The sequence below is a fragment of the Actinomadura rupiterrae genome, from assembly GCF_024172125.1.
GTDB classification, from domain to species: domain Bacteria; phylum Actinomycetota; class Actinomycetes; order Streptosporangiales; family Streptosporangiaceae; genus Spirillospora; species Spirillospora rupiterrae.
In genome coordinates, this window is the sequence record NZ_JAMZEA010000013.1 from 259,561 (window position 1) to 275,097 (window position 15,537).

The 15,537-nt window shown below is 71.9% G+C and carries 14 protein-coding genes and 1 riboswitch; of the genes, 9 read left to right on the forward strand and 5 right to left on the reverse strand.

Annotated features, from left to right (window positions below):
• Positions 1–60: 60 nt before the first annotated feature.
• A complete protein-coding gene (locus FHU30_RS37955) occupies positions 61–405 on the reverse strand; it encodes a DUF6285 domain-containing protein (RefSeq protein WP_253882400.1) in 345 nt (114 codons plus the stop codon).
• A gap of 49 nt (positions 406–454) precedes the next feature.
• On the opposite strand from FHU30_RS37955, the gene FHU30_RS37960 reads away from it, so the two are divergent.
• The 6 genes from FHU30_RS37960 (at position 455) to FHU30_RS37985 (ending at position 7,809) form a co-directional block, all read left to right on the forward strand.
• Positions 455–1,639, forward strand: a complete 1,185-nt coding sequence (locus tag FHU30_RS37960) for an acyl-CoA dehydrogenase family protein (RefSeq protein ID WP_253882401.1) — start codon at positions 455–457, stop codon at positions 1,637–1,639.
• Positions 1,640–1,898: 259 nt separating this feature from the next.
• A riboswitch (cyclic di-AMP (ydaO/yuaA leader) is annotated at positions 1,899–2,063 on the forward strand.
• A gap of 14 nt (positions 2,064–2,077) precedes the next feature.
• Positions 2,078–2,794 carry a CHAP domain-containing protein gene (locus tag FHU30_RS37965; protein WP_253882402.1) on the forward strand — a complete coding sequence of 239 codons (717 nt, stop codon included), beginning with the start codon at positions 2,078–2,080 and terminating at the stop codon, positions 2,792–2,794.
• Between the two features lie 128 nt (positions 2,795–2,922).
• The gene (locus tag FHU30_RS37970) at positions 2,923–3,504 is read left to right on the forward strand and encodes an RlpA-like double-psi beta-barrel domain-containing protein (RefSeq protein WP_253882403.1); all 582 of its coding nucleotides are present in this window, start codon (positions 2,923–2,925) and stop codon (positions 3,502–3,504) included.
• Between the two features lie 184 nt (positions 3,505–3,688).
• Positions 3,689–6,505 (forward strand): family 20 glycosylhydrolase, encoded by a 2,817-nt coding sequence (locus FHU30_RS37975; protein WP_253882404.1) that lies wholly within the window; start codon positions 3,689–3,691, stop codon positions 6,503–6,505.
• A gap of 169 nt (positions 6,506–6,674) precedes the next feature.
• Complete coding sequence (locus FHU30_RS37980; protein ID WP_253882405.1) at positions 6,675–7,178, forward strand: hypothetical protein; 504 nt, start codon at positions 6,675–6,677, stop codon at positions 7,176–7,178.
• 19 nt (positions 7,179–7,197) lie between these two features.
• Positions 7,198–7,809 carry a class F sortase gene (locus tag FHU30_RS37985; protein WP_253882406.1) on the forward strand — a complete coding sequence of 204 codons (612 nt, stop codon included), beginning with the start codon at positions 7,198–7,200 and terminating at the stop codon, positions 7,807–7,809.
• On the opposite strand, the gene FHU30_RS37990 is transcribed toward FHU30_RS37985, so the two are convergent.
• Positions 7,801–8,781: a phosphotransferase family protein gene (locus FHU30_RS37990; protein ID WP_253882407.1), complete on the reverse strand. Its 981-nt coding sequence runs from the start codon at positions 8,779–8,781 to the stop codon at positions 7,801–7,803. The two genes, FHU30_RS37985 and FHU30_RS37990, sit on opposite strands and share 9 nt — an antisense overlap.
• A gap of 106 nt (positions 8,782–8,887) precedes the next feature.
• Positions 8,888–9,532: a TetR family transcriptional regulator gene (locus FHU30_RS37995; protein ID WP_253882408.1), complete on the reverse strand. Its 645-nt coding sequence runs from the start codon at positions 9,530–9,532 to the stop codon at positions 8,888–8,890.
• Positions 9,533–9,767: 235 nt separating this feature from the next.
• Here FHU30_RS37995 and FHU30_RS38000 point away from each other — a divergent pair, with 235 nt between their 5' ends.
• Positions 9,768–10,280, forward strand: coding sequence for an acyl-CoA thioesterase (locus FHU30_RS38000; RefSeq protein WP_253882409.1), 513 nt, complete (start codon positions 9,768–9,770; stop codon positions 10,278–10,280).
• 85 nt (positions 10,281–10,365) lie between these two features.
• Entirely contained in the window at positions 10,366–10,824 is a 459-nt protein-coding gene (locus FHU30_RS38005; RefSeq protein WP_253882410.1) for a cupin domain-containing protein, read from the forward strand.
• A 118-nt stretch (positions 10,825–10,942) separates the two neighbouring features.
• Here FHU30_RS38005 and FHU30_RS38010 read toward each other — a convergent pair whose 3' ends face one another.
• Positions 10,943–12,172 carry an acyl-CoA dehydrogenase family protein gene (locus FHU30_RS38010; RefSeq protein WP_253882411.1) on the reverse strand — a complete coding sequence of 410 codons (1,230 nt, stop codon included), beginning with the start codon at positions 12,170–12,172 and terminating at the stop codon, positions 10,943–10,945.
• 151 nt (positions 12,173–12,323) lie between these two features.
• Positions 12,324–13,760, reverse strand: a complete 1,437-nt coding sequence (locus tag FHU30_RS38015) for a helix-turn-helix domain-containing protein (protein WP_253882412.1) — start codon at positions 13,758–13,760, stop codon at positions 12,324–12,326.
• Between the two features lie 205 nt (positions 13,761–13,965).
• Between FHU30_RS38015 and aceA the strand changes: the two genes are divergently transcribed.
• On the forward strand, positions 13,966–15,249 hold the full coding sequence (gene aceA, locus FHU30_RS38020) for an isocitrate lyase (protein WP_253882413.1): 1,284 nt from the start codon (positions 13,966–13,968) through the stop codon (positions 15,247–15,249).
• The last annotated feature ends 288 nt before the right edge of the window (positions 15,250–15,537 follow it).

Sequence of the window (15,537 nt, forward strand, 5' to 3'; positions counted from 1 at the left end):
CCCCTGAACCCGGCCCGGCCCTCGCTCCCGGGGGCCGGGCCGTTCCGCTTCCCGGGCTCCTCAGCCTTCGGTGTAGCCGGGGTTGGCGACGGCCAGCTTGTCGCGGACCATCTCGGTCAGGGCGTCCTTGAGCTGGACGTAGCGGTCATCGCACGCGCCCTCGCGGATCGCGGCGGCGAGCGACGCGTCGTCGGGGAAGCCGAGCTCGCGGAGCCGGGCGCGGTGCCGGTCGGCGTGCTCGCGCCCGTGGTCCAGCTCGCGTTCGACGATGCCGAGCGTGTTGATCGCCACGAGCGCGTGGAAGCGGGTGCGCCCGTCCAGGCCGGCGAGGACGTCGCGCTCCAGGAACTCGCGGACGGCGGCCACCAGCTCGCCGGGTCCGGGAACATCGTGCGGTGCGGGCATCGCGCGTCCTCCTCCACCGGGGCAGAATGCGATTCTAGGAGGTGGTCGGATGAGCTTCGAGGTTCCCGCGTCCGTGCGTCCGGTCCGCGACGCCGTGTACGCCTTCATGACCGAGCGGGTGGAGCCCGCCGAGCCGGTGCTGCGGCGCGGCGGCGAGGAGGCCCGCGAAGTGCTGGCGCGGTTGCAGCGCGAGGCCAAGGCCGAGGGTCTGTGGGCGCTCGGGCATCCGAAGGAGCTGGGCGGCGGCGGGCTGCCGTTCCTGGACTACGTCTACGTCAACGAGGTGCAGGGACGCAGCGAGTACGGGCAGGCCGCGCTCGGCACGTTCACGCTCCAGGACTCGCTGATGCTCTACAAGCACGCCAACGAGGCGCAGCGCGAGCGGTTCCTCAAGCCGCTGGTGCAGGCCGAGATCTACCCCAGCTTCGCGATGACCGAGCCGGGCGTGTCCAGCTCGGACCCGACGCAGATCACCACCGCCGCGACGCTCGAAGGCGACGAGTGGGTGATCCGCGGCCGCAAGTGGTTCACCACCTTCGCCGACCGCGCCGCCTACACGACGGTGATGTGCCGCACCGAGCCGGACGCGCCGCCGCACCGCGCGTTCAGCATGATCCTCGTCCCGACCGACACGCCGGGGTACACGATCGTCCGGGACACCCCCGTCCTCGGCCTGGACGGCGGGCACTGCGAGGTGCTGTACGACGAGGTCCGGGTGCCGCGCGAGAACCTGCTCGGCGAGCGCGGCCACGGCTTCGTCATCGCCCAGGAGCGGCTCGGCCCCGGCCGGATCTTCCACTGCATGCGCTTCCTCGGCCAGGCCCAGCGCGCCTTCGACCTGATGTGCGAGCGGCTGAACGCCCGAACCGCGTTCGGCGGGCCGCTGGCGGGCAAGCAGCTGATGCAGCAGCACGTATTCGACTCCTACGCCGAGATCCAGTCGGCGCGGCTGCTGACCCTGCACGCCGCGCACCGCATCGACCAGGGCGACCAGGCGCGGGTCGAGATCGGCGTGATCAAGGTGGTCGCGGCGCGGATGCTGAACGCGGTGATCGACCGGGCGATCCAGGTGCACGGCGCGCAGGGCCTCACCCCCGACACCCCGCTGGACGAGATGTACCGGCACGCCCGCGCGGGCCGCATCTTCGACGGCCCGGACGAGGTGCACGTCACCACCACCGCCCGCCGCCTGCTGCGCGAGTACGCCGAAGGGCGCCCCTGGAACTTCGCCTGACCCGAGGCTCGCCTGACCCGAGGCTCGCCTGACCCGAGGCTCGCCTGATCCGAGGTTCGCCTGCCCCGTGAGGACGGATGCCCGTCATCCCTTGCGGGGCAGGCGTTTTGAACGTCTTTGCAGATCAACCTGGGATTTTACGGAACCAGGGGGAAATATGGGGCGCCTTGAACGTGTTGTGACCCTGTGACCGACGGTGAGCCCCGGATGACGAAGGCGGGGGCGCCATCGCGTCTCCGTCAGCAGGACGCCCGATCCGGGCCGTCCGCCGCCGAGTCCGCGCCGCTGTTCCAGAGCCGCGCGGAGCCGGGAACCCACCGAAACACGGGGTGAATCCGCCAGATCCGCATGCGCGGTAGGCGGTAGGGCCTGCTTCCACGCCCGAACCCGACAGCTAACCCGGTAGGCGGACTGGAAGAGATCAGGAGATCACCTCGCATGACCGCTACCGCTCGCCGTCTCGGCACCACCAAGCGCTTGGCCGCCAACGTCACCACCGGTGGCGCGCTCACCCTGGCCGGCGCCCTCGGCCTCGCCGCCCTGACCGCCCCGGCCCACGCCGACACCGTCCAGGCCCGGACCCAGCGTCCGGCCCAGGCCGCCACCCTCCAGCACACCGCCGCCAAGGCCAAGGACTCCGGCGGCAAGGACGCCGCGGCCGCCGGCCGGAGCGCCGGAACCGCGAGGGCCGTGATCGACCTGGCGCGCACCCAGATCGGGACGCGCGAGGACGCCTCCGGCAACACCAAGTTCAACGACTGGTACGCCGGCTCCGAGCTGGGCAAGGCCAACGTCCAGCGCGCCGGGGGCTCCAACCCCGCGATCTATAAGGGCAAGTCCTGGTGCGACATGTTCGTGACCTGGCTGGGCCAGTCCACCGGCGCCAAGGGCATGGGCGCCGACGCCTACACCGTCGACCACGCCAAGTGGTTCGCCAAGGCGGGCCGCTTCGGCCACACCCCGAAGCCCGGCGCCGTGGCGTTCTTCGCCTGGGGCGGCGGCGGCATCGAGGGCATCGACCACGTCGGGATCGTCGTCAAGGACAACCACGACGGCACCGTCGACACCATCGAGGGCAACACCGGCAACGCGGTCAAGAACAAGGTCCGCGACACCTCCCTCATCGCGGGCTACGGCTACCCCGAGTACCGCTGATCCGGGGCCGCGCCCCGGCCTCCTCCCCTCCCCATCCCGTTCCCCACGCGCCGCACCCTCCGTTTGCCGCGCGCCTGGTCGACCGCGCCCTCCGTCGCGGCGACCGGACCAACGAGCGAAGGACGTCCATGCAGCAGCGAACCATCGACAACGCCCTGAACGCCACCATCGGCACCGCCCTGGCGGGCCTCCTCGTCGCCGGCGTCGCGCTCGGGGGCACCCACGGGCCCGGCTCCGAGGAGAAGGCGGTCGCGAACCAGACCTCGTCCCAGGCGGCGGACCGGCCCGCGGCGAAGGTCAAGAGCGGGCCCGCGGTCAAGCCGGTCCTGACCGGGACGACCACCGCGTCCTACTTCTGGGACGACGGCTCGGGCGAGAACGGCGACACCGGCCAGCCCGCCAGCGGCAAGCCCATGCAGCCGGGCCTGTTCGCGAGCCCCAGCTGGCCGCTGAACACCAAGGTCAAGGTCAGCTACAAGGGCCGCAGCGTCACCGGCTTCGTCGGCGACCGCGGGCCGGGCGAGCCCTCGCACCGCGGCGTCATGCTCGACCTCGACACCTACACCTTCCGGCACCTGCTGGACGGCTCCAAGCCCGCCTCCAAGTACGACACCGGCAGCTCCGCCGGCCACCTGGAGGGCGTGAAGTACCAGGTCCTGAGCTGGGGCAGCGGCGCCGGCGCCAAGGGCGCCCCGCGCCCCCTCGGCTGACCGGCCCCTCCCCCGAACCCACACGGGCCCGGCGGTTCCCGTTACCCGGACCGCCGGGCCCGCGGCGTCCGGCCGCGCGTGGCCGGATGCGGACGGGGTGCGGGGCCTGCGGGTTTCCCGGTGGCCGGATCAGGCGCGCGGAGATCGCGAAGCCCCGGCAAATAAACAGGTTACTTTCCTGTCCATGCCGCAGCCTGCATTGAGAAGACCGCCCCGGATGGCGGTGCTCGTCCCGGTCGCCGCGATGACGGCCGCCGGGGCGGCGGTGCTCGCGTCCGCGCCCGCGTCCGCCGCCTGCCGCCCGGACCCGCGCGCCCTCCGGATGACGTTCCAGCCGGTGGACCACACCGTCACCGACGCCGTCTACTTCCGCGCCCGCCTCACCCTGGACGACCGCGACCGCAGATGCGGGCTCGGATCGTCCGGCTGGGCGATGTACTTCACCTCCGTCCGGCAGCCCGCGGCCGTGCTGTCCGGAACGACCGGCGACATCGGCCGCAAGCAGCTCGCCGACCAGGGCCTCACCGTCGCGCGCGCCGACAGGGCGCAGAGCGGCGACTTCTACGTGCTGCGCCCGACCTCGGCGTTCACCCCGGTCAAGCCCGGCGAGCGCCGCCAGATCGACTTCAACATGGAGCTGTGGGCGCTGCAGAAGACCGACGCCCCGGCCGGATGGAGCATCTCCTACGACGGCGGCACGCCGCACTGGCTGCCCGCCAGGGCGCTCCAGGACCCCACCGACCCCAAGCAGACCAAGGCGTTCAGCGGCGACAACCGGCCGGTGCAGGACGCCGCGCGCCGCTACGCCGACAACACCCAGACGAAGATCTCGCTGAGCCTGAAGCAGAGCATCCTGCCGCAGCCGCTGTCGGCCACCGCGTCCGGCGGGACGGTCCCCATCGGCGGCGGCTCGGACGTGCGCGCGCCGGGGAACCTGCGCGGCGAGGCCGGGTACCTGCGGTCGGCGCTGGGCGACCTGACCCGCGCCAAGGGCGCGCCGATCACCCTGCGCACCGACCCCAAGCTGGACGTCGACCACGACGGCAAGCCGGACGCCGAGGGCTACACGCTGACCACCGGGGCGTCCGGCGTGCAGATCGTCGGGACCGACCCCGCCGGGGTGCTGCACGGCGTCCAGACGCTGCGCCAGCTCGTCCCCGCCAAGTCCTACCAGGACGCGGCGGCCGGGCACGGCGGCGGCGCGGTTCGGGTGCCGCGCGCGGCCATCGCCGACGCGCCGCTGTTCTCCTACCGCGGGCTGGACATCGACGTGGGCCGCCACTTCGAGAGCCCGCAGACCATCCAGAAGTTCCTGGACCTGATGTCGTTCACCAAGCTGAACAAGCTGCACCTGCACCTCACCGACGACGAGGGCTGGCGGCTGCAGATCCCGGGGCTGCCCGAGCTGACCGGGTTCGGCGCGCACCGCGCCTTCGACCCCGGCGAGACCAAGGCCCTGCACGAGGGCATGGGCTCGGTGAACGACCTGGGCGGCGGCGACGGCATCGCCGGCAAGGCCCGCAACCAGACGCAGGCCAACCTCGGCCGCCCGCCCGCCTACCAGGGGTTCGAGCCGGACGTGCTGAACTTCGTCGGCAAGGGCAGCGGCTCCTTCTCCACCGCCGAGTTCGAGGGCATCCTGCGCTACGCCAACGCCCGGCACATCGACGTCATCCCCGAGTTCGACTTCCCGGCGCACGCGCGCGCGGCCGTCCAGTCGATGGAGCGCCGCTACAAGGACTCCGGCGACGCGACGTACCGGATGCTCGACCCGAACGACACGTCCAAGCACGTCAGCGTGCAGGGCTACACCGACAACATGGCCAACCCGTGCCTGCCCGGCACCTACCGGTTCCTCACCAAGGTCGTCGGCGAGGTCAAGAAGATGTACGCGGCGGCGGGCACCCCGCTCAACCGCATCAGCCTCGGCGGGGACGAGCCGCCCGGCGCGCCCGACGCCTGGTGGTCCGGCTCGCCCGCCTGCAAGTCCAACCCCGAGACCGCGGGCAAGGACGGCGACGCGCTGAAGAACCTGTTCTTCACCAAGTGGAACGCCATCGCGCACACCGCCGCGCCGCAGACCTCCGGCTGGGAGGACATCACCGACCCGACCAAGGACTTCAAGCTCACCGGCTTCACCCCGCTGCCCTGGCAGAACGTCTGGGGCTGGGGACGCGAGGACTGGGCCTACCGGTTCGCCAACCAGGGCACGCCGGTCATCCTGGCGCACGCCACGAACCTGTACATGGACCTGGCCTACAACAAGGACCCGAACGAGCCGGGCTACTACTGGGCCGAGTTCGTGGACGAGAAGTCGACGTTCACCTACCAGCCGTTCGATGTGTACGCCAACGCGACCGAGGACCGCTGGGGCAACCCGATCACGCCCAGCCCGTCCTGGCAGAAGCTGACGCCCGAGGGCCGCAAGAACATCCTCGGCATGGAGGCGCAGCTGTTCGGCGAGAACGGTATGACCCCGCAGCTGCGCGAGTACCAGGCGTTCCCCAAGCTGCTGGGCGCGGCCGAGCGGGCCTGGAACCGCGACACGCCCACCACCGCGCAGATGCCCGCCGCCTGGAACGTCTTCAGTAACACCCTCGGGCAGGTCACCTTCCCGCTGCTGTCGGCCTACCGTCCGGTCGGGCTGCCCGGCACCGGGGTGAACTACCGCATCCCGCTGCCCGGCGGGAAGATCGACGGCGGGACGCTCAGCGCCAACGTCCGCGACCCGGGACTGGCGATCGAGTACTCCACCGACGGCGTCCACTGGCGGCCCTACAGCGGGCCGGTGGCGGTCGGCGCGTCCGCGCTCACCCGCACCCGCGCGGTGGACGGGCGCACCAGCCGGATCTCCCCGGTCGGCGTGCCGAACTGGCAGCCCGCCGGCTCCTACCAGCAGGGCGCGCTGGTCAACTACCAGGGTGAGCTGTTCCGGGCGCTGCGGCCGAGCAGCGGCCTGGCCCCGGACCTCTCCCCCACCGCGTGGCGGCTGATCCAGTAGCCGCCCCTCAGCCCGGGCAAGGGCGGGTGCCCCGGCCGGTCATGCCGGCCGGGGCACTCGGTAAAGAAATCGTCGATCCCCCCTTGATCTCCCCCAGACCCGGGAAGACCCGTCGTGAACGTGTCATCACTCCGTGTCATCACATGTTTCGGGGGGAACCGTGCGTATCGTGTCCGCGCGCAACGCCGTCGCCTGTTCGGCCGTCCTCGCCGGCTGCGCCGCCGGCGCCGTCTGCTGCGGCGGCCCGGCCCTGGCCGACGACCTGGACGTGTCGCCGAACGTCGTGCGGCCCGGCCAGACGGTCACCGTGTCCGGCGGCTGCCAGACCACCGACCGGTACGTCACGCTCTCCGGCGCGGTGCGCGGCAAGGGGGTGGTGAACGACGGCTGGTTCAGCGTGTCGGCCAAGCCGATCCGGACCAGGGACGGCCGGTACACGATCACCGCCAAGTGCATCACGTCCAACTACTCCCAGAGCGGCTCGTTCACCATCGGGCAGGGCAAGGGCCGCGACGGCGAGACCCGCCCGCACGGCGGCGCGATGACCGGCGGCGGCGGGACGCAGGGTCCGGACGTGCCCTGGACCGGCCTCGGCCTCGGGATGCTCGCCGGAGCCGCCGGGATCGGCGGGGCCGCCCTGATGCGGGCGCGCGCCACCCGGACCCACGCCTGACCCGCCCGCCGACCAGCTCATGGCCAACCGCGGGTACCTGTTCGCCGGGGGGCTGGCCGTCCTCGGCGCGGTGGCGATCGGCCACGGCCTGCACCTGCCCGCCGAGACCGCGCACTACCGCGACCTCGGCGGCCCGCGCGCGCTGTGGAGCATCCCGGACGGCTCGGAACTGGGCGCCGCGACGCCCGAGCGGATCGAGATCCCGGACGCGGGCGTCCGCGCGTCGGTGATGCCCGTCGGGCAGAACGAGGACGGCACGGTCGAGGTGCCGCCGTTCAAGGTCGCCGAACGCGTCGGCTGGTACCGGGGCGGACCCGCGCCCGGCATGCGCGGCTCGTCCGTGCTGCTGGGCCACTACGACGACCAGGACGGTCCGGCCGTCTTCTACAAGCTGCACAAGGTGAAGGCGGGCGCGACGGTGAAGGTCGCGCGCTCCGACGGCCGGACGGCGCTGTTCACCGTGGACGCCGTGGAGCAGGTCCCGAAGTGGGACTTCCCGCGCAGCCGGGTCTACGGGGACGTCCGGTACGCGGGCCTCCGCCTGATCACCTGCGGCGGCTCCTACAACCGCGAGCAGCACTCCTACCGCGACAACCTCATCGTCTACGCCCACCTGACCGGATCACGCTGAGCCTCCTGGGAGCATCTGCAGCAGGTCCCACTCGTTCTCGGCGACGCGGCGGCCGAGCGCGGCCAGCTCCACCGAGCGCTCCGCCCCCGCCAGATGCCGTCCGGCCTGCATGACGCAGATGATCCCCCAGCGGGCCGTGCCGAACATCTCCCACCAGCGCAGCGCGTCCCGGTCCACCGGCCCGCCGCCCGCGCGCTCGTAGGCCGCCACAAGATCGTCATAGCCGCCGAACCCGCCGACCGGCTCGTCCGACCCGAACCGCCACGCCTTCACGCACAGCCAGCCCAGGTCCTCCAGCGGGTCGCCGAGGTGCGCCAGCTCCCAGTCCAGGACGGCCCGCACCCCGTCCGGGCCGATGATCAGGTTGCCGTTGCGGAAGTCGCCGTGCACCACCACCGGCCGCCGCGCGGGCGGGCGGTTCCGGTCGAGCCACCGCAGCGCGAACTCCAGCGCCGGGTAGGGCTGCGGCGACGCGGCCAGCACCTCGCGCCAGGCGTCCAGCTGGTCCCCGCCGTCCAGGCCGGGCACCTCGCCGACCGGGACGCGGTGCACCGCCGCCAGGATCTCCCCGCACCGCGCGGCCAGCTCCGGCCGGACGCCCGCGAGCGCCGGGTCGCGCAGGATCCGGCGCGGGATCGTCTCGCCCTCGACCCGTTCCATGACAACGAACTCCACGCCGAGCGGTCCGTCCTCGCCGCCCGCCGCGATCACCTCCGGCCCGGGCACCCCGGCGCGCGACGCGGCCCGGATCAGCGCCGCCTCCCGCGTCAGCGGCCCGCTCGCGGACGCACCGGGCGTGCCCAGCCGCAGGATCAGCGGCACCACCGCGCCGTCCGCCGCGACCGCCTCGAACCCGCACGTCACGCGGGACGCCCCGCCGCCTCCCCGGCGCAGCCCCCGCACCCGCGTGCCGGGCCCGAACCGCTCCGCCAGAACCTCGCCCAGGGGCCCGGCCAGCCGCTCAAGCTCCATGCCGCCATCCTGAGCAGGACACCCCGGCCCTTCAAGGTGACCTGAGCCACAGCAGCCAGCCCGGGAACAGGGTCAGCCCCGGAACAGAGTCGGTCCCGGAACGGGGTCAGTCCCGGAACAGCTCGGGCATTCCGGACGCGGCGGGCAGCCCGCCGAGGACGAGGTCGACCAGGTTGTCCACCACCGCCTCGCGGGACACCTCGGCGGTGTGGTCGAGCCACCAGTCGCCCGCCGTCTGCACCATGCCGATGACCGCGTGCGCCCACACGTGCGCGCGGACCGGGTCGTCCACCTCGGCCTCGGCGACCATCACCTCGGCCAGCGCCCGCCCCAGCTCGCGGATCATCGTGCTCATCGCGCTGTGCGTCGCGGCGTCCTCGGCGCTGGCCCGGTGCATCAGGAACCGGTACAGGTTCAGGTTCGCCGACACCATCGCCAGGTAGGTGTCGATGGTGCGGCGGGTGCGGTCGCGGATCGGCGCGGCGCGGGAGAACTCCACCCGCACGCCCTCGATCAGTTTGCGCGCGTGCCGCTCGGCCAGCGCCTGGTACAGGCCGCTCTTGTCGCCGAAATGGCGGTACAGGATCGGCTTGCTGATCCCGGCCTCGGCGGCGATGGCGGCCATCGACGCCTCGGGCCCCTCCCGCTGGATCACCCGGTCGGCGGCCTCCAGCAGCGCGCGGCGGCGGTCCGGGTCGCGCCCCGCGCCCCGTCCCGCGGCACCGGCGGCCGTCCCGTTCACGCTGGTCATCGTGCGCTCACCCTACGGCACCCGGCCCGGCCGGAACCGCGCGGCGGGCCGGTGACCGGTACCCGCGTCCGCGACACACGAAACATTGGGTGATCGACTCCTTGCTCTGCGTGCCCGGCGGGCCGTAGTTTTCGTGGTGACCCCTCCGCTCGCCGCGTCCCGAGCGTCTGCCGAACCACCGCGTCACCGTGTCCGCCCAACCACTGCGCCTGCCGAATCACGAGGTGAACCAACCATGCCGGGGGAACCGTCCAGCGTCAGCGTGCTGCAGCGCGTCGAACTGTGCGATACCGACGTCACCGGGCACTACCACCACTCGACCGTGATCCGGTGGGTCGAGTCGGCCGAGCAGACGCTCCTGCACCGGATCGGCCTGGACCACCTGCCCGTCATGCCGCGGGTCAACTACAACGCCAGCTACCGCAGCCGGCTGTGGCGGCACGAGGTGGTCGAGACGCGGCTGCGGGTGGCCAAGCTCGGCCGCACCTCGCTCAGCTACGAGTTCGAGGTGCGCAGCGGCGCCGAGACCCCCAGCGTCGAGGGCTCGCTGACGGTGGTCAAGGTCGCGCCGCTCACCGGCGAGCCGCTCGTCTGGGAGAGCGAGGAGCGCGACCTGCTGCTCCGCTCGGGCAGCCAGGAGGGCGACTTCCTGCGCCCGGGCCGCCGTCCGGCCCCGGCCACCAAGGACCCCAGCACGCTGCCGATGGCGCGCCCGGTCGGTGACGAGTGGGGCATCGGCTACGGCTGACCGCACCGTCCCGCGGCACGCCGGCCGGCCGCCCCCGCCGCTCCCGGGTGGACGGGCGGCATCACGAACGATCATGATCCCTTCCATGGCTGACACGAACGAGCGGGCGCTGCTGAGCATGCCCGGCGAAGGTGAACTGATCGACGTGGCCGGGGTCGCGCACCTGTTCCGGCTGACCGGGGAGCAGACGGGCGGGCGGTTCGCCTTCGAGGAGTTCCGCCTCGAACCGGGCACCGTCGGCGCGCGCCCGCACGTCCACGAGCGGCACGACGAGTACTTCTACGTCCTGGACGGCACGCTCACCCTGCACACCGGCGACGGCGAGGTGGAGGCCGGACCCGGGGCCCTGCTGGCCGCGCTGCGCGGCACCGCCCACGGCTTCCGCAACGCGGGCGACGCCCCCGTCCGCGCCCTGTGCCTGTACACACCCGCCGGCTACGAGGGCTACTTCCGCGAGGTGCACGCCGCGGTAGCAGCGGGAGCCGAAATCACCGACGAACTCCTCGCCGAGTTCCGCTCCCGCCACCACACCCGCTCGTTCTGACCGGCGGCCAAGCGCGCCTCCGCAGGCTCGCGGGTCCAGGACCCCCGTTCCAGGGGCCCTGGACCGCTGCGGCAGGCCGGGGGACATGCGAAGGGCGGTGGACCGCCCGGATCGTCCGCTAGCGGACGGGGAGGCCGGTTACGGTGCGGCCGATGACCAGGCGCTGGATCTCGCTGGTCCCCTCGAAGATCGTGAAGATCTTGCTGTCGCGGTGCATGCGCTCGACCGGGTACTCGCGGGTGTAGCCGTTGCCGCCGAGGATCTGGATGGCCTCCTCGGTGACGCGGACGGCGGCCTCGGAGGCCATGAGCTTGGCCATCGAGCCCTCGGCGCTGGTGAACTCCTTGCCGTTGCGGGCCATCCAGGCGGCCCGCCAGACCATCAGGCGGGCGGCGTCGACCTGGCACTTCATGTCGGCCAGCTTGAACGCGATGGCCTGGAAGTCGCCGATCTTGCGGCCGAACTGCTCGCGCTCGGTGGCGTACTGCAGGGCGTAGTCGTAGCCCGCGCGGGCGACGCCGATGGCCATCGCGCCCACGGTGGGACGCGTGGTCTCGAAGGTCTTCATCGCGGCCTGGCCCTTGGCGCTCTTGCCCTCGCGCACGCGCGCGATGCGGGCGTCGAACTTCTCCTTGCCGCCCACGATGAGCTCGGCGGGCACGCGCACGTTGTCGAGGATGACCTCGGCGGTGTGCGAGGCGCGGATGCCGTGCTTCTTGAACTTCTGGCCCTGCTTCAGGCCGGGGGTGTTCGGCGGGACGATGAAGCTGGCCTGGCCGCGGCTGCCGAGGTCGGGGTAGACCGAGGCCACGACCACGTGCACGTCGGCGATGCCGCCGTTGGTGGCCCAGGTCTTGGTGCCGTTCAGCACCCACTCGTTCTTGGCCTCGTCGAAGACGGCGCGGGCCCGGATCGAGCCGACGTCGGAGCCGGCGTCGGGCTCGGAGGCGCAGAACGCGCCGAGCTTGACGTCGTCGGCGGTGCCGAACATCTGCGGGACCCACTCGGCGATCTGCTCGGGCGTGCCGGTCGCCGCGACGGACGCGGCGGCCAGGCCGGTGCCGACGATGGACAGCGCGATGCCCGCGTCGCCCCAGAACAGCTCCTCGAACGCGACCGGGATGCCGAGCCCGGTCGGCTCCAGCCACTGGGTGGCGAAGAAGTCCAGGGAGTACAGGCCGACCTTGGCCGCCTCCTGGATGATCGGCCAGGGGGTCTCCTCGCGCTCGTCCCACTCCTCGGCGGCGGGGCGGATGACGTCGCGGGCGAACTCGTGCACCCAGCTCTTGACCTCGGAGACGTCCTCGCTCAGATCCAGCGAGAACGGCGTCGCCTCGGTGTCGGACATCGTTATTGACCCTTCCTCCAATATCACCTGTTACCCACGGTAGCACCTCGCGGAGTTACCGCGGGTAACACGTGTCCGGGGTCACAGCCGAAACGCCCGTCGAGACCCTTGTACCAGGCCTCTGACGGGCGTTTCTGCGCTTCCGGAACGCTTATTCGGCGGCGTGCTTGTCAAGGAACGCGTACACGTCCGCCTCGTCCACGCCGGGGAACGCGCCGGGCGGCAGCACCGACAGCACGTGGGAGTGCGCGCGGGCGGACGGCCAGGCCATCCCCTCCCAGCGTTCGGCCAGCTCGCGCGGCGGACGCTGGCAGCAGTCGCCGTCCGGGCAGGACGACTTCACCCGGTTGGTGGTCTCCCGGCCGCGGAACCAGCGCGAGTCCTCGAACCTCACCCCGAGGGTGATGGCGAAGTCGCGCTCGTGCGAGGGGTCGATGTGCGACAGGCACCAGTACGTCCCCTTGGGGGTGTCGGTGTACTGGTAGTAGACCGAGAACCGGTCCGCCGCGCCGAACACGTGCCGCCCGGCCCACTCGCGGCACATCCGCTGGCCCTCGATCGCGCCGTCCTCGTCCTGGGGGAACAGCAGGCCGTCGTTGGCGTAGGCCTTGTAGATCGTGCCGTTCTCGTCGTTCTTGGTGAAGTGCAGCTGCAGGTCCAGGTGGTGGGTGGCCATGTTGGTGAACCGGTGCGCGGCCATCTCGTAGGACACCGAGAACACGTCCGCCAGGTCCTCCACCGACAGCTCGCGCGCCTGCTTGGCCTCGGTCAGGTACGGCACCACCGCCCGCTCGGGCATCAGGATCGCCGCGCCGAAGTAGTTGGCCTCCACCCGCTGCCGCAGGAAGTCGGCGAAGTCGCGCGGCTGGTCGTGGTCGAGCGCGATGTGGCCGAGGGTCTGCAGCAGGATCGTGCGCGGGGTGTGCATGCCCAGCTGCTCGCGCTCCAAGTAGATCCGCCGGTTCCGCAGGTCGGTGATCGACCGGACCGATCTCGGCAGGTCGCGGACGTACTGGAGGCTGAACCCGAAGTGCCCGACCAGGCCCATCAGCATGCCCTGGGAGACCGCGCCGCTGCGGTAGCCGACCGCGTCCAGCGTCTGGGCGGCGACCCGCTCGATCTCGCCGAAGTAGTTGCCGCGCTCGTGCATCTGGCGGCGCAGCCCGGCGTTGGCCTTGCGGGCCTCCTCCGGGCTGGCGGTCGGCTTGGTGTGCGAGCGCCGCAGCTCCCCGTACAGCGCGAGGATGTGCTCGATGATCTCGTTCGGCATCCGCTTGCCGACCTTCAGGTGCGGCAGCCCGAGCGAGCGGTAGACCGGGTCGCGCTGCGCCTCCTCCAGCTGGATCTCCAGCTGGGCGCGGCGGGACGGCGGCTGCCGGCGCAGCAGCTCCTCCACCGGCACCTGCAGCGCGTTCGCCAGCGCCTGGAGCAGCGACAGCTTCGGCTCGCGCCGGCCGTTCTCCAGCAGCGACAGCTGGGACGGCGCGCGGCCGACCCGGTCGCCGAGGTCGGCGAGCGTCATCCCGCGGCTGCGCCGCAGATGGCGGAGCCGCTGGCCGAACGTGACGAGATCTACGTCACTCGTCAAGTTAAGGGGTTCTTCTGGCCGCAAGGTCGTCACGGCTTCATGCTAGCGAAAAATACGCAGAAGTTTCATTACTCACCAGTTCATTTAGCGCCCGAACCCGGGGCATAGTCATGGCAAGCACCCAGGGGACGACATCCCCGGGACGGTCCGGACGGCACTTCTCGTTCAGGTCCGTTCCGTTCCGGGCCGATCGAAGGGCAAGACGATGACCGAAGGTCGCCTCAAGGGCGCAGCGGACGAGCTGCGGCGGCAGTGGAGCACCGACGAGCGGTGGAAGGGCATCGAGCGGACCTACACGGCCGAGGATGTCATCAAGCTGCGCGGGTCGGTGCAGGAGGAGCACACTCTCGCCCGCCTCGGCGCCGAGCGCCTGTGGAAGCTGCTGCACGAGGAGGACTACGTCCACTCCCTCGGCGCGCTCACCGGCATGCAGGCCGTCCAGCAGGTGAAGGCCGGCCTCAAGGCCATCTACCTGTCGGGCTGGCAGGTCGCCGCCGACGCCAACCTGGCCGGCCAGACCTACCCCGACCAGAGCATCTACCCGGCCAACTCGGTCCCGGCCGTGGTCCGCCGGATCAACAACGCGCTGCTGCGCGCCGACCAGGTGCAGTGGAGCGAGGGCTCGGGCGACGTGCACTACCTCGCCCCGATCGTCGCCGACGCCGAGGCCGGCTTCGGCGGCGTGCTGAACGCCTTCGAGCTGATGAAGGGCATGATCGCGGCCGGTGCCGCGGGCGTGCACTGGGAGGACCAGCTGGCCTCCGAGAAGAAGTGCGGCCACCTGGGCGGCAAGGTCCTCATCCCGACCTCGCAGCACGTCAAGACGCTCAACACCGCCCGCCTCGCCGCCGACATCGCCGGCGTGCCGTCCCTGATCATCGCGCGGACCGACGCCGAGGCCGCGACCCTGATCACGACGGACGTGGACGAGCGCGACCGCGAGTTCATCACCGGTGAGCGCACCGCCGAGGGCTTCTACCACGTGCGCAACGGCATCGAGCCGTGCATCGCCCGCGCCAAGGCCTACGCGCCCTACTCCGACCTCATCTGGATGGAGACCGGCACCCCGGACCTGGAGCAGGCCCGCAAGTTCGCCGAGGCGGTCAAGGCCGAGTACCCCGACCAGATGCTCGCCTACAACTGCTCGCCGTCCTTCAACTGGAAGGCGCACCTGGACGACGCGACCATCGCCAAGTTCCAGCGCGAGCTCGGCCACATGGGCTTCAAGTTCCAGTTCATCACGCTGGCCGGCTTCCACGCCCTCAACCACGGCATGTTCGACCTGGCCTACGGCTACGCCCGCGAGGGCATGACCGCCTACGTCGAGCTGCAGGAGCGCGAGTTCGCCTCGGTCGAGCGCGGCTTCTCCGCCGTCAAGCACCAGCGCGAGTCGGGCACCGGCTACTTCGACCTGGTCAGCACCGCCATCTCGCCGGACTCCTCCACCACCGCGCTGAAGGGCTCCACCGAAGAGGCGCAGTTCCACTAAGCCGCACGCCGCGCCCCGGCCCGGCCCGTCCGGGCCCTCGCCGGGGCGCCGGCCCAGGCTTCACCTGACGGCCCACCGGCCGTGGTCGCCCCCACGGCCGTCCCGCGGCGAAGGCCCCTCCGTCCTACACCCGGAGGGGCTTTCTGCCGTTCCCGCGCCCCTTCCCCTCCGCCGGGATCCGCCTCCCGCGCCCGCCGCGTCCCCCTGAACACCGCGTCCGCTGTGGCGGCCGACTTCCGCCATGTCCCAATCCGGGCGCATCTATCGACTTTCGTCCCTTCCGGGGGC